Consider the following 13,797-nt stretch of genomic DNA (forward strand, 5'->3'; position numbering starts at 1 on the left):
CTAGGGGCCGCTCTGTTTGTTAGCCTGCATTGGTTTCAATTCCTCATAGGTAGACTCCAAACACATGCTGCGCTTCCTCCTTCCGCCACGCGATTCGGTTTCAATTCCTCATAGGTAGACTCCAAACCTCCGGCGTCAGGTTTGGTTCTGCTCGCGCTCCGGGTTTCAATTCCTCATAGGTAGACTCCAAACTGCGCCGACGAGGATGGGCGGCACGCCGAACACGGCGGTTTCAATTCCTCATAGGTAGACTCCAAACTGAAACAGATGTTCTTGAGCCTGATCAACCCGACGGAGTTTCAATTCCTCATAGGTAGACTCCAAACGCCATCAAGTCCTTTTTGTCCCAGACGTGGCAGGCCAGTTTCAATTCCTCATAGGTAGACTCCAAACGTGCTTCGACACGCCGCATGCGCTGGGGTTTTCCTCGTTCGGGTTTCAATTCCTCATAGGTAGACTCCAAACCTACGGAGCAGCAATCCAAAGCGATCCACGCCATTGCGTTTCAATTCCTCATAGGTAGACTCCAAACCCGCACATCATCACCGAAGAAGACAGCGTGCTCATAAGTTTCAATTCCTCATAGGTAGACTCCAAACAGGAGTTAGGAGTAAGCCGGCAAGCCATCTCGGCGTAGTTTCAATTCCTCATAGGTAGACTCCAAACGAACGGCCGTCGGGCGTGTTGTTGACTTTGCCGACCAAGTTTCAATTCCTCATAGGTAGACTCCAAACCGGCTCCAATGTCGGCAGCTACGCGCTGTCGGAGGATGTTTCAATTCCTCATAGGTAGACTCCAAACGAAATCAGCGGTTGTTGAGAACCTGAAGAGCTACATGTTTCAATTCCTCATAGGTAGACTCCAAACTCGACGATGTGCTCAACGACCAATTCATTGAGACAGGTTTCAATTCCTCATAGGTAGACTCCAAACCCCCTGTGGCGGCGGGTCGATTAGTTCCTGTACCCTGTGTTTCAATTCCTCATAGGTAGACTCCAAACTTCGGAAGCGGGATGAGGCGCTCACCGGTCAGCACGTTTCAATTCCTCATAGGTAGACTCCAAACATTACAAATGCCACCAAATCATATAAGCCACCAAACAGTTTCAATTCCTCATAGGTAGACTCCAAACCTTGTCCGGTTGGGACCCGCTCTTGGATCGTCTTTTGTTTCAATTCCTCATAGGTAGACTCCAAACCCGGAAGTGCAGGACCAGTGGAGGCGTCTGTTTGAGGAGTTTCAATTCCTCATAGGTAGACTCCAAACCCAAAAGCCTTTGACGCTGCCGAGTAATGCAAATACACATATTGTAGGAATGGAATCTTCTGAACAGCATTCTATACAACAAAAATCCATATGGCAAGCGGATTGTCCGGGTTATGGTTCCAATTCACAAATGTCGTCGACCCCCCGGGGTTTTTGCATTACTGGAGGTCGACGACAACCCAAGCGGCACAGCCTTATGCACACCGTTCGCTGAAGAGGCAACGGAAACCACAACAGAGTGGTTTCGCACGCATCACACCCAACAAAATGTTCTCTTAAATTATGATAAATTTTCTTCCCCATTGGGATCCCCTTCACCTATCAGGTCCGGGGACATGTGCAGCATGGCCGCGGTGTTTTGCGGTCGTCCAACAGGAATTCGCCCCCTTTTGTCGAAGAAGATAGAGAACAGGAAGGAGGAAGGTGTTGTGCGCCCCGACATTCTCGCACGCCTGGTGCAACTGCAGACCATGCGCGAGTTGCCCGCGCCAGGTGCACCAAAGTCCGTAACAACCAACGACGAACTGTTCGCGTCGCTCCTGAACGAACTGCTGCGACAGGTTACGGCTGAGAATGTCGTGGCAGGCCAAGAACCACCGCAAAACATCGCGCGCACCGGTACTGTTGTGCCATCGCTTCCGCCGCCGGCAAACACAGCGACAGCAATACAAGCGGAAAGAACGCCGGCCACTGCCCAGTCTGTGAACACGTCCGCCAAGGCAACCCGTAATCCGTCCACCTTCGACGAACTGATCGCCCGTGCGGCTCGCAAGTACGGTGTCAGCGAGCGGCTCATCCGCAGCGTCATCCAAGCCGAATCGGGTTTCAACCCCCGCGCCACATCGCGAGCGGGCGCGATGGGCCTGATGCAGCTCATGCCGGCGACGGCCCGCTGGCTTGGCGTGCGCGACCCCTACGATCCGGCACAGAACATTGACGGTGGCACGCGCTACCTCCGATACCTGCTGGATCGTTACAACGGGAACGTGGAGCTGGCATTGGCGGCATACAACGCCGGACCAGGCGCGGTCGATCGCTACCGCGGCATCCCGCCGTATCCGGAAACGCGCGCCTACGTGGCCAAGGTATTGGGACAAGCCCTCGACGCGAGAGGATAACCATCCATCAAGGAAACCGATCAAATTCACTCGTAAGGCGAATCTCGACCGCAGCGGGTCGAGATTCGCCTATATTTAATTCGCCTATATTTAATTATATTTAATGATCAGTTTTTCCTCCCCTTCACGTAATGCGCAATCGCCTGGTACAGAAACTCGGGTAGCCCTTGCGCCTGGTACCTGGCCTAGTACATGGCCACGAAGTCCGGGTGCTCTTTGTATAACCGTCCAACGCCAAGCAAGGTTTCATATGAACAATCATAGTAATTGTTCAGCCAATCGTGGAGGCGTGCCACCTGCCGCTGCACCTCTGGATGGTCGTATCCCCGGTCCATGTGCGCACGGATCGTAGTGATAATCGAATCAAATTCCTGTTGCAACTGCCGCATCTTTTCCGGGGAAAATTGTCGCACCCGCTGTTCGGACTCCGCCACCACCTCCTTGCCGAACAGTTTTCGGGCTTCCTGTCTGTACTTCTCGATCTGTTCCTCACTGAAACCGCCGAAATACTCGTTTTTCTCCATGTCCAACTCCCCCTTCATGTTGCGGATGGTCTTGTCGATGGTGGCGATCAGTTGGTTGAGCCGTTCCACCTTGCTTACGAGCAGTTTCCGGTGCGCCTCAAGCGCTCCCAGCATATCGAAATCCGGTTTGTCAAGGATCTTCTTGATTTCCCGGAGGCTGAAATCCAGTTCCTTGAAAAACAGGATCTGTTGAAGCCGCAACAGCGCCTCCTCGCCGTAATACCGGTAGCCGTTTTCGCCATAGTACTCCGGCTTGAGCAAGCCGATTTCGTCATAGTAGTGCAAGGTACGGACGCTGACGCCGGCGATCTCCGAAAGCTGCTTGACCGTGTAGGGCATGGGTTCACCCCCTCAAGGTCAAGGATAAGGGATCACGTATGCGTGAGAGTCAAGAAAAAAGCCCCGCCATCCCCCACGAATACCGTGAAGAACCCCGGCAGCCCAATTTCGGGGGATGGAAGGGGCACATTTTTACCGATGAATCGGCTCCTGCAACTTACGCGTCACCCGCACCACCAGTTTGCGCGGGGCGAGCCGCTGCCCTTGTACGAGCAGCTTGTTCGACCATCCCGGAATGACGAGGGATTGGCCGGCCATCATGCCGCGGTATCCGGCGGCAGCCACGGTCGACGCATCCGCCATCAGAAATCTCCGCTTGAACAACTTGGAAGCCCCCAGGCGGGCGCGCCGATCGAAGTTGGTCTTCGTGGGTCCCGGACACAGCGTCGTAACGGTCACCCCCGTGCCTTCCAATTCGGCGGCGAGGGCCTCGGAAAAGGACAGCACATACGCCTTGGTGGCGTAGTAGATGGCCATGAGGGGCCCCGGTTGAAAGGCGGCCATCGACGCCACGTTGAGAATTCGCCCCTCTCCCCTGTGCACCATGTCCGGAACCAACAGCTTGGTGAGGTGCGTTAAGGCAACGACGTTCACCTGCAGCATCTCACGCTCGATGGACCAGTCGGTCTCGACAAAGGGGCCGTACAGCCCAAACCCCGCGTTGTTGACGAGGAAATGAACGGGGATGGCCCGCTGCTGGAGGGCATGGTATATCTCCTGCGGCGAATCGGGGCGGGCCAGATCCACTGCCAACGCGACAGCCTTCACCCCATAGCGTTGCTCCAGTTCATCGGCCACAGCCGCTAACTTCTCCTCGCCGCGCGCCACCAGCACGACATCGTGCCCGTCGCGGGCAAACAACTTGGCCAACTCGTAGCCAATGCCGCTAGACGCTCCAGTAATCAGCGCCGTTTTGCCGCTTGCACCCACGGTTCTCCCTCCCTTTTGGTTTTCGCTTTCCCTCCCCTCCAAGTCTACGCCAAATTTCGCGCGGCTTGCCCAACGGGTCAACGCCCCCGTTTTCCCGTGGGTAGAAATGCGGTTCCGTGCGTAAAGCGTTACCTGCCCGCTTGTCTGCGGCGGCGCCGAAACGCCTCGCACGCGGTCACCCAGCGCTCGGCGATGCGCGGGTGGGAAGCAAAATGCAGGTGGGTGTAGCCGGCGAGAACCGAACCGTTGGCATAGCCTTCTGTGCGCGCACCGAAGCGCGACCGGACACGATAGGCATGGGGCCAGGTGTCGACGGCGTCTGGCTCCGGCTCGAGCACCGAATAGTGAAACGCGTGGCCGCGCGCCGTCTCGCCGGCGGCCAACAGCGGCGTGTCGCGTACGGCACACACCTCGCGATAGCCAAGGGCGGCAAGACGCTCCTGCATGCGCGCGCGAGCCGGGATCAGGCCGACCATCTCGTGCGTTTGCCCGTCGGTGGTGGTGACCGATCGGCACAGGTACAGGTAGCCGCCACACTCGGCGAAGACCGGCATGCCGGCGGCCGCTGCGCGGCGGATGTCGGCCTTCAGGGCGTGGTTTTTCGCCAGTTCGGCGGCATAAACCTCGGGGAAGCCGCCGCCGATGTACAGGCCGTCGACGTCCTCCGGAAGCCGCTCCCCGCACGTCGGGCGAAAAAAAACCAGCTCGGCGCCGCAACGCTCGAGCAGCTCGAGATTTTCAGGGTAGTAGAAATTGAACGCCGCATCACGCGCCACGGCGATGCGCGCGCGGGGTGTCCCGCTGGGACGTGCCGCAGGGAAAAAGAGGCACGGCGGTTCGTTCGGCAAGGGCGGGGCCGACCGGGCCAGGGCGAGGACGGCGTCAAGGTCGACCGTTTCCGCGATGCGCTCGGCCAATCTGGCAAACAACGGGGTCAGCTCGCCCCGCTCGACGGCTGGAATAAGGCCGAGGTGCCGCTCGGGAATGTCCAGCGCCGCGTCACGGACCAGGTAGCCGACAACCGGCACACCGCACACGCCCTCCACTGCCTCGCGGATGAGGTGGGCGTGACCGGCGCTGCCCACCTGGTTGGCGATGACGCCGGCGATGGCAAACCCCTCGGCCATCGCCTGACAGCCCTTGACGACGGCCGCTGCCGTGCGGGCCATGCTCGCCGCGTTGAGGACAAGGAGCACCGGGGCGGAAAGCAGGCGGGCGATGTGCGCCGTGCTGCCCTCGTCGTCGGTGGCCCGCCTGCTGTCGAAGAGGCCCATCACCCCTTCAATCACGGACAGTTCCGCGCCGGCACTGGCGCGGAGGAAAATCTCCCGCACCGCCGCGGGCGAGGTCATCCACACGTCAAGGTTGCGCGACGGGCGGCCGGTGATGGCCGTATGATAGGTCGGATCGATGTAGTCCGGCCCGCACTTGAACCCCTGCACGACAAGGCCGCGCGCTTGGAATGCCGCCATCAGGCCGATGGTCAGCGTCGTTTTGCCCACCCCGCTGCCCACACCGGCGATGACCAGGCGGGGTCGGTGGACACCGGCGGCACCGCCATGAGCCGCCGGCTCGACATGGGGTTGCGCATTCGTCATCGCGGCCCCTCCTTTCCTGCCGATTCTCCCATCCTTGCCGCCCCACGAGCCGGTGCTCCCCATCGCGGCGGGCCATAGTCGACGAGGGCCACGGAAATCGTGCAGTTGCCGCACCGCTTTTTCTCCAGCACGAGGGTCTCGGTGTTCGCCGAGCGCTTGGCCGCCGGCTCGCTCACGCCATAGGCACCGGTGTAGCGGTACACCGTCGCCGACGGATGGGCAATGGGCACAGCGTTGAGCTCCGCCGGTGTGTAGGTCTCGAGGGGCCAGCCGTACTTGGCACACACGGTCATCAGGCCGGGTTCGTCCTTTTTCCGGTCAATTGTCGCTACGTTCCGCACGCTGTCTACGGAAAAACGCAGCTCGGCAAGCGTATCGTAAATTACCCCCTCGATCTCCGCGGCACTCGTGCCGCGGTTGCAGCCAAAGCCGAGAACGATGGAACGGGGACGGTACAGGACCCCGTTTTCCAGGACGGCCTCCTCGTCGGGATCGAGCAGGCGGTGCGTCACGACGAGATAAGCGTCGGCGCCGGCGGCGAGGGCCTCGCGTACCGAGCGGTACACGGCAATGTTCGGGGGGAGGGGGTGGGGGTGCTCCCACCAGTCCGGCTCCCCCGACTCCTGCACCACGGCAATGCGCTCCCCGTTGACCACGGCGGCGCTGACCGGCGTCACCTTGTCCCAGTTGACGAGGCGCCAGCCAAAGCGGCGGCCGAAGAGATCCACAGCGATCGTCCCTTGCACGTCGGACGCCGTGGTGATCACCGGCCGCGCGCCCAGACGGCGCGCGATGTCCCGCGTTAGCACGTTGGCTCCGCCGAGGTGGCCCGACAACACGCTGACGACGTGCTCGGCCCGGTCGTCGATGACCACGACGGCCGGGTCGGTCTTCTTGTCCGCCAGAAGCGGGGCGATCATGCGCACCACGGCACCGAGGGAGATGACGAGCACCAGGCCGTCGTAGCGGGAAAAGAGGTCCGGAAGCAGCCGGCGCACCGAGCCCTCGAACAGCCGGAAGCCTTTGCCCTCCTCGTCGCCGCGGGCGTGCTTTTTCATGTAGAAGACGTCGACGGCCGGGGCATCCGGATCGTGCCGGTACGACGCCGCCAGATGCCGCACGATATCCGCGCCGTGGGTCGTGATGGCCACCAGGGCCAGGCGGCGATGGGGCAGGCCGCCGCCCGGCGGTAGCCGGTGGTGCGCAGTTGCACCCGGCGCGGCGGACGGTCGAGCAGCCGGTTGGTCAGCATGCGCCATCCTTACCCCTCCCCCTTTCCTTTGCGGAAGCCGTGCGTGAAGGCGGGATCGTACAGGCGCGAGCGAAACGCGCCCGAACGGGCCAGGGCCGGATCGAGGGCCTGTCCAGCCAGAATCATGGCGTGGCTGCGGATACCGGCGCGACGCACGGCCGCATCTAGCTCCCCGAGGGTCGTACGGATGATCCGCTCATCCGGCCAGGTGGCCTTGTACACCACGACAACCGGCGTGTCGTCGCGCCACCCGGCGGCACGCAGCTCGGCCGTCACCGCTTTCGTCAGCGCGGCGCTCAGAAAGAGGGCCAGCGTGCCGCCATGGCGGGCCAGGTCGCGCAGCCGTTCGCCCTTCGGCATCGGGGTGCGCCCCTCGACGCGGGTGAGGATTACCGTCTGGCACACCTCCGGCACGGTCAACTCGACGCGCGCGGCGGCCGCAGCAGCGAAGACGGCCGAGACACCGGGAACGATCTCATAGGGAATTCCCTCCCGCTCCAGCGCAACGATCTGCTCCAGCACCGCCCCGAACACCGACGGATCACCGGTGTGCACGCGCGCCACCGCCTTCCCCGCGCGGGCGCGGTCGACAAGCACGGCGACGATTTCCTCCAACGTCATGCCCGCGCTCTTGAGCACCTCGGCGTCGGGGCGGGCCCGAGCAATCAGCGCCTCGCTGACGAGGGAATCGGTGTACACGACGACGTCGGCCTCCTGGATGATGCGCAGCCCCTTCACCGTGATCAGGTCGGGGTCACCCGGTCCGGCACCGACAAACCAGACTTTTCCTTCCCGTCCCTTCCCCCTCGCCCCCGTCATTTGCGCACCACCATCAGCGACAGGTATTCCAGCTCCTCTCCTTCGAGGGCGGCCACGTCGGTGACAATGCGCTCGGCGCCCGGCGCGGTAGCCCTGGTGATCACCGCCGCCTTGTCGAGGAGGTCCCGCTCGCGCAAGAGGCCGAGGATCGCGTCGAGAACCTTGGCCACCTTGAGGAAAACCACGCAGTCGAAGGCATCGAGCAGTTGTCCCATCGCCGTGAGGTCCTCGGTGGCCGGCACGACGACGATCCGCTCGTCGCCGTCGGCCAACGGCAGATCGAGTCGCGCCGCCGCGCCGTTTACCGACGTGACGCCGGGGACGACTATGACTTCCACTTCCGGATGGCGCCGCTTCATCAGCCGACTGAGGTGAATGAACGTGCTGTAGAAATAGGGATCGCCTTCCGTGACAAAGGCGACGTCCTTCCCTTCGGCCAGCACGCGCCACACCTGGGCGACGACCGCTTCCCACTGGGCCTCCAGCACGGCGCGGTCACGGGTCATGGGAAAGACGAGGCCGAGCAGCTCCTGTCGCTGGGGATCGAGATACCGCTCCACAATGCCATAGGCGTAGCTCGGTTTGCCCATGCGCGTCTTCGGATAGGCGACCACGGGGACCTCGCGCAGGATGCGCAGCCCCTTTACTGTGATCAGTTCCGGGTCGCCCGGCCCGACGCCGATGCCGTACAGCGTTCCCACGCGCGTCATGTGGGTTCCCCCTTTCGGTACGCCGTCAATATGAACACGGGATTGAGCCCTTCGAAACGCGTCATGTCCAGGATCGGCTTCGAGCGTGCTACCTGCACCAGGCGCACTTCCACCGCAAATCCCCGCGCGGCGAGCCCCGCGTAGGCCTCGTGCAGGTTTTCCAGCGTCGCCGCATTCAGCACGACGCGGCCGCCCGGTTTGAGCCGTGTCGCCACGACATCGAGAATGGCCGCCATCTGTTTCCCCGTCCCGCCGATGAAAACGGCGTCGGGATCGGGCCACGCGTTGAGGCCTTCCGGCGCCGTGCCGTGGACGACGGTTACCCGCCGCCCAGACCGGCGCACATTTTCGCGAAGGTTGGCCACGTCCTCAGCATTCTTCTCGATGGCGAACACTTGTCCTTCCGGCGCCAATCCGGCCGCCTCAATGGCCACCGAGCCGGTGCCCGCCCCGATGTCCCACACCACGCTGTCGGACCGGATGCGCAGTTCGGCCAGGCTAATCACGCGCACCTCCTTCTTTGTGATCAGCCCCCTGTCCGGTTTGCGCTGGGCAAAGGCATCGTCGGGGATGCCGAGGAACGCGAAGGCATCCGGAACTCCGGCTGGAGGACGTTCGGCAGGCCCGGCAGCCGCCGGCGGCCGGGCGTCCGCCACGGAGAAGGCCTCACGTTTTCCCGTCGCCTTCGCCTCCTTCCGCAGCAGCACGACGACATTGAGGGGGGCAAATTGGGCCTCGGCCAATGCGCGCAGGTCGTCCCACCACGTGCACCGCTCGTCGGCGGCACCGAGGTTCTCCCCGACAAAGGCCCTGTAGCCGTCAACGCCAGCCGCAAGCAAATGGCGGGCCACGGCGGCCGGTGTGTTGACGTCGTCGGTGAGGATGGCCACCTTCTTGGCGTGTTGCACCTTCTCCGCCAGACCGTCGAGGGACCGCCCGTGCGCGCTGACGAACACGGCGTCGTGCCAGGTTTCCCCCATGCGGGCAAAGGCCAGCTGCACCGCGCTGAGGTGAGGATGGATCTCGACCCGCTCGCGACCCAGTTTGCTTACAAGATACGCGCCGATGCCGTAAAAGAGGGGATCGCCCGAGGCGAGGACGACGACCTTCCGCCCCGGCGGCAGGGCGGAAAGCCGCTCCACCACCTCGCCGAGGCCGTTTTTGAGCACCCACTTCTCCCCGCGAAACTGCGGAAAGAACGCCAGCTGCCGCTCGCCCCCGACAAGGATGTCGGCCTCCTCTGTCCACCGGCGGTAGCGCTCGCTCCAGCCCGCCGGACCTTCGGCACCGATGCCGAGAACGCGGATGGGGGCACGGCGCTGTGCCCCGCCCTTCCCGCATCCCTTCCCTCCTTTCTGCGCAGGAGCCGTTCCCACCCCGAACGCGTCAGTCCGTTCCACTTGTCGGTTCTGTTCCATCGACAACCGCCCTCCCGAGGTCTTCGCCGTCCAGCGTCACGAGCACCGTCTCGACGACCAGGCCACCCCCCACGTGGCGCAGGCACTGGCGGCTTATGGCCTCGGCCAGTCGCGCGAAAAAGGCGGCGCAGCCCGCCTCACGCATGAGATCGCCCACCTGGTTCGCCGTGTTCGCCGCGCGCACCGCTTCGACCAGCTCAGGCGGCGCCCCGGCCTCTGCGGCCAAGCGGGCCAAGAACGCGAAATCGACCGGTGCGCTCTTGGCGTGCACCATCATCACCCCGCAGGCCACCTTGGAAAACTTCCCCATCATCCCCACGAGGGAAACGCGGGCAACGTTTTGCTTGCGGCAGTGCTGGAGGGCAAAGCCCACGAAGTCGCCCATTTGGATAAAGGCCACCTCGGGCAAGTGGGGAAAGCGGGCGCGAGCATAGGTTTCGCTGCGTCCGCCGGTGGTGAGGACGAGATGGTCGCAGCCGTTGGCCTTGGCCACGCGAATGGCCTGGGCCACGCTGGCCTTGTAGGCGGCGGTGGAATAGGGCACAACGATGCCCCGCGTGCCGAGGATGGAGATGCCGCCAACGATGCCCAGGCGCGGGTTGAGCGTCTTCTGGGCCATCTCCTCGCCGCCGGGGACCGAGATCACCACGCGCACGCCGCGCCCCACCCGGTGGGCGGCCAGCACCTCTTCCGCCGCCTCGCGGATCAAGCGCCGCGGTACGGGATTGATGGCCGCCTCGCCCACCGGCACCGGCAGGCCCGGTCGCGTCACCCGCCCCACCCCCGGCCCGCCATCGATGTCGACACCCGGCTCATCCCGCCACGCCACCGTGGCATAGATGCGCGCCCCGTGGGTGACGTCGGGATCGTCGCCGGCGTCCTTCACCACACAGCACCGGGCCGCGTCGGCCGAGTAGGACAGGTCTTCCACCGGAAAAGTCGCCTCGATGCCGGCGGGGAGGGGGATCGTCACGGCCGCCACCGGCCGCTGCGTCACCAGCGCCAGCGTCGCCGCCTTCGTCGCCGCGGCGGCGCAGGCCCCCGTGGTGTAGCCATGTCGCAGCGGTCTGGCCGACGGCTCGCCGCCGTCACCCGCGCCGGCAGCGGCGCGTCGCTTCCCCAACGCGGCCGTGGTCTCGTCAGCACCTGCCCTGGGAATCGCCATGCCCCCTCCCCCCTTCCCTCCGCAGTACGCTCACACCCGGTGATCGGGCACGTCGGCAAGGAGCGCCAGGGCGTTGACAATGGCCACGGCCACCGGGCTGCCCCCCTTGCGGCCGATGTTCGTGATATACGGCACGTCGGCCCTCAACTGGCGCAGCGCTTCCTTCGACTCCGCCGCCGACACGAACCCCACCGGCACGCCGATCACCAGCGACGGACGCACGCCTTCCTCCTCGATCAGGCGAATCAGCTCAAGAAGCGCCGTCGGGGCGTTGCCGATGGCGAAGATGGCCCCGTCCGTCTCCCGCGCCGTCTTACGCATGGCCGCAATGGCCCGCGTCGTGTTCAGCCGCTTGGCCTCCTCCACCACGTCGGGATCGGCGATGTGCACGCGCACCTCCCCGCCATAGCGGGCCAAGCGCGCCTTGTTGATGCCCGCCTGGACCATCTGCACGTCGGCGATGACCGGCTTGCCGGCGCGGATGGCGCGGATCCCCGTCTCGATCGCCCGCGGGTGGAAAACGAGGCTTCTCCCCAGCTCGAAATCGGCGGTGGCGTGAATGACGCGCTGGACGACGGAAAACTGTGCCGGGGTAAAGGGGTGGGGTCCCAATTCCTCGGCGATGATGGCAAAACTCCGTGCTTCAATCTCCTTCGGCTGTGTGGTCGGGGGCTTGAACGCCATCGGCGGTCCCTCCTTCAAGCATGCACCGATGTTCTTTCCAGGCTCATCAACCATTGGACGATCGCCAGGTCCTCTTCGGCGGAGCCGGCCTCGGCATCCGCCGCAACCTGCGCCCGCCACGCGCGACGCAACCAATACCCGTGGGGAACACCCAGGCCATACCGTCGCAACACGTTGGGATGCGAAGCCAGGTCGCCCGGAGGTCCCTCATGGACCGCACGCCCCGCATGCAGGACCACGATCCAATCGGCCCAGGCGAACGCCACGTCGACGTCGTGGGTGGCCATGAGCACGGTGGTCCCCTGGCGGTGAATCTCCGCCAGGTGAGCCAATAGGGTGGATACATGGGGACGGTCCAGAAACGCCGTCGGTTCATCCAGAAGCAACACGTCCGGTTCCATGGCCATCACCCCGGCCAGGGCCACCCATCTTTTCTGCCCGAGGCTGAGCCGGTGGATCGGCCGGTCGGCCAGGGACGTCAGGCCGAACCGCGCGAGGGTTTTTTCGACCCGCCGCGCAACTTCGTTTTCCGCAATGCCCAGATTGAACAGGCCATACGACACATCTTCCGCCACCGTGTTGGCGACGATCTGCTGTTCCGGATCTTGAAACACCAACCCCACCCGGCGGCGCAGGGCCGCCAAGGAACGGCGGCTGTACCGCAAAGGCGTCCCGCGGAACCGTACGGTGCCGCGCTGCGGACGTAGAATCCCGTTGGCGAGGAGAAACAGGGTGGATTTTCCTGAGCCGTTTCGGCCGAGCACCGCGCAGCGGCTTCCAGACGGGACGCGCAGGGAAAGGCCGCGGAAAACCGCCACTTCCTCGCCATCGGGGTACGCAAAGTCCACATCGTCAAATTCCAAGATCCACGTCATCCGTTCATCCCCTCCAGAGCACCCATAGGGCAAGCACGACCAACCCGGCGATCGCTTCCATCATGTAGCGGGGCGCGGGCCGGCAATAAGAGCGGGGGAGGACGCGAAACACGCCGGTGTCGTTGCGGGAGGCCAGCCCCAATGAACTGCGGTAGTACTGCCACTTCACGTCCTGGAGCAGGTGGGCAGCCAACCGGCTTGCGTCCCGCAACGAGCGCCGGCCCCCGGGAAATCCGCCCCGGGCCGTCATCGCAACGTATCGCCGTTCCGAAACCTCGAGAAGGACAAACACAAACCGGTAGGTCCAGCTGAGCAAATCGGTCAGCACAGCCGGCACGCCCCATCGGCGCAAAAGGGTGACAAGATCCGTCACCGGACAGGTCAGCAACAAAAAGTACAGGCACGTGACAGCGGCCATCGCCCGGAGGACCGCTTGCCCGTAAGCCTGGAGTCCCTGGAGGGACACAGACCATTCCCACCCCAAAGCGGTCCACGCGGCGAGAAAGGCCCCCGCGGTCCCGGGGGCGACGCCGGGCGCGGAGACGTGGAGCAGAAAGGCCGGCGCGCCGGCCGCCAGAAAGGCGGCGGGCAACAGCAGCAAGCGCACGTAGACCTTGAGCGGAATGCCGGCGTATCCCACCGTCCACACGCCCATCCACAGGCCGATCAGGGCTTGGACGAGGCAATCGCCGGCCAGGCAAACCGTGAGGGTGGCGAGGGCAAATCCCGCTTTCCAGGCGGGAGACCAGCGGGTGAGGCGGTTGAGATACGCGAGACCGTCAAGCTGTCGTGCCCGCATCGCCGGTTTCTTCGTTCTCCTTCCGAGTCGACCCCCTCCCCCGGTACCACCCCATCACGTAGCCGAGAATGCCGCCACCGATCCCCGCTTGCAGGGAAAAGAGCAGGGTTTCCACTTCACTGCCGGCGGGTTCGAACAACGGCTGGACCCAGGGCGTATAGCCCGGGGCGGCGGACCGGATCGCTTCCATCGCCCGTTCGTCGGTCCCGGAAAATTCGGCGCCGCGGGCCCACCACAACGGCCCGAATCCCAACAGGAGAACCAAGACAATGCCGAATCGGATGGAGGTGCGAGACATC

At 63.7% G+C, this 13,797-nt stretch carries 13 protein-coding genes and 1 CRISPR repeat array (1 of these 14 running past the window's edge); of the genes, 1 reads left to right on the plus strand and 12 read right to left on the minus strand.

The window, feature by feature from the left end; all coding sequences use genetic code 11:
- A CRISPR array of direct repeats spans window positions 1-1,267; the repeat unit is 30 nt; unit sequence GTTTCAATTCCTCATAGGTAGACTCCAAAC; it begins 502 nt to the left of the window's first position.
- 428 nt (window positions 1,268-1,695) lie between these two features.
- Complete coding sequence (locus ACYQ0Z_RS10090) at window positions 1,696-2,385, plus strand: lytic transglycosylase domain-containing protein (protein WP_459867525.1); 690 nt, start codon at window positions 1,696-1,698, stop codon at window positions 2,383-2,385.
- A 185-nt stretch (window positions 2,386-2,570) separates the two neighbouring features.
- Here ACYQ0Z_RS10090 and ACYQ0Z_RS10095 read toward each other — a convergent pair whose 3' ends face one another.
- The 12 genes from ACYQ0Z_RS10095 to ACYQ0Z_RS10150 form a co-directional block, all read right to left on the minus strand.
- Window positions 2,571-3,248, minus strand: a complete 678-nt coding sequence (locus tag ACYQ0Z_RS10095) for a MerR family transcriptional regulator (protein WP_459867533.1) — start codon at window positions 3,246-3,248, stop codon at window positions 2,571-2,573.
- 132 nt (window positions 3,249-3,380) lie between these two features.
- Complete coding sequence (locus ACYQ0Z_RS10100; RefSeq protein WP_459867536.1) at window positions 3,381-4,178, minus strand: SDR family NAD(P)-dependent oxidoreductase; 798 nt, start codon at window positions 4,176-4,178, stop codon at window positions 3,381-3,383.
- A gap of 128 nt (window positions 4,179-4,306) precedes the next feature.
- A complete protein-coding gene (locus tag ACYQ0Z_RS10105; RefSeq protein ID WP_459867539.1) occupies window positions 4,307-5,776 on the minus strand; it encodes a cobyrinic acid a,c-diamide synthase CobB in 1,470 nt (489 codons plus the stop codon).
- On the minus strand, window positions 5,773-7,035 hold the full coding sequence (locus ACYQ0Z_RS10110) for a cobalt-precorrin 5A hydrolase (RefSeq protein ID WP_459867542.1): 1,263 nt from the start codon (window positions 7,033-7,035) through the stop codon (window positions 5,773-5,775). The genes ACYQ0Z_RS10105 and ACYQ0Z_RS10110 overlap by 4 nt, the downstream gene beginning before the upstream one ends.
- A gap of 2 nt (window positions 7,036-7,037) precedes the next feature.
- Complete coding sequence (gene cobM, locus ACYQ0Z_RS10115) at window positions 7,038-7,847, minus strand: precorrin-4 C(11)-methyltransferase (protein ID WP_459867545.1); 810 nt, start codon at window positions 7,845-7,847, stop codon at window positions 7,038-7,040.
- Window positions 7,844-8,557, minus strand: coding sequence for a precorrin-2 C(20)-methyltransferase (gene cobI, locus ACYQ0Z_RS10120; RefSeq protein WP_459867548.1), 714 nt, complete (start codon window positions 8,555-8,557; stop codon window positions 7,844-7,846). The genes cobM and cobI overlap by 4 nt, the downstream gene beginning before the upstream one ends.
- Window positions 8,554-9,975 carry a precorrin-6y C5,15-methyltransferase (decarboxylating) subunit CbiE gene (gene cbiE / locus ACYQ0Z_RS10125; RefSeq protein ID WP_459867551.1) on the minus strand — a complete coding sequence of 474 codons (1,422 nt, stop codon included), beginning with the start codon at window positions 9,973-9,975 and terminating at the stop codon, window positions 8,554-8,556. Before cbiE ends, cobI begins: the two co-directional genes overlap by 4 nt.
- Entirely contained in the window at window positions 9,944-11,140 is a 1,197-nt protein-coding gene (locus ACYQ0Z_RS10130) for a cobalt-precorrin-5B (C(1))-methyltransferase (protein ID WP_459867554.1), read from the minus strand. The genes cbiE and ACYQ0Z_RS10130 overlap by 32 nt, the downstream gene beginning before the upstream one ends.
- Window positions 11,141-11,170: 30 nt before the next feature.
- Complete coding sequence (locus ACYQ0Z_RS10135; protein ID WP_459867557.1) at window positions 11,171-11,824, minus strand: precorrin-8X methylmutase; 654 nt, start codon at window positions 11,822-11,824, stop codon at window positions 11,171-11,173.
- Between the two features lie 14 nt (window positions 11,825-11,838).
- Entirely contained in the window at window positions 11,839-12,699 is an 861-nt protein-coding gene (locus ACYQ0Z_RS10140) for an energy-coupling factor ABC transporter ATP-binding protein (protein ID WP_459867560.1), read from the minus strand.
- A gap of 4 nt (window positions 12,700-12,703) precedes the next feature.
- The gene (gene cbiQ / locus ACYQ0Z_RS10145) at window positions 12,704-13,498 is read right to left on the minus strand and encodes a cobalt ECF transporter T component CbiQ (protein WP_459867563.1); all 795 of its coding nucleotides are present in this window, start codon (window positions 13,496-13,498) and stop codon (window positions 12,704-12,706) included.
- The gene (locus ACYQ0Z_RS10150) at window positions 13,479-13,796 is read right to left on the minus strand and encodes an energy-coupling factor ABC transporter substrate-binding protein (RefSeq protein WP_459867566.1); all 318 of its coding nucleotides are present in this window, start codon (window positions 13,794-13,796) and stop codon (window positions 13,479-13,481) included. The genes cbiQ and ACYQ0Z_RS10150 overlap by 20 nt, the downstream gene beginning before the upstream one ends.
- Window position 13,797 lies beyond the last annotated feature (1 nt).

Source organism: Calditerricola yamamurae, assembly GCF_054654135.1.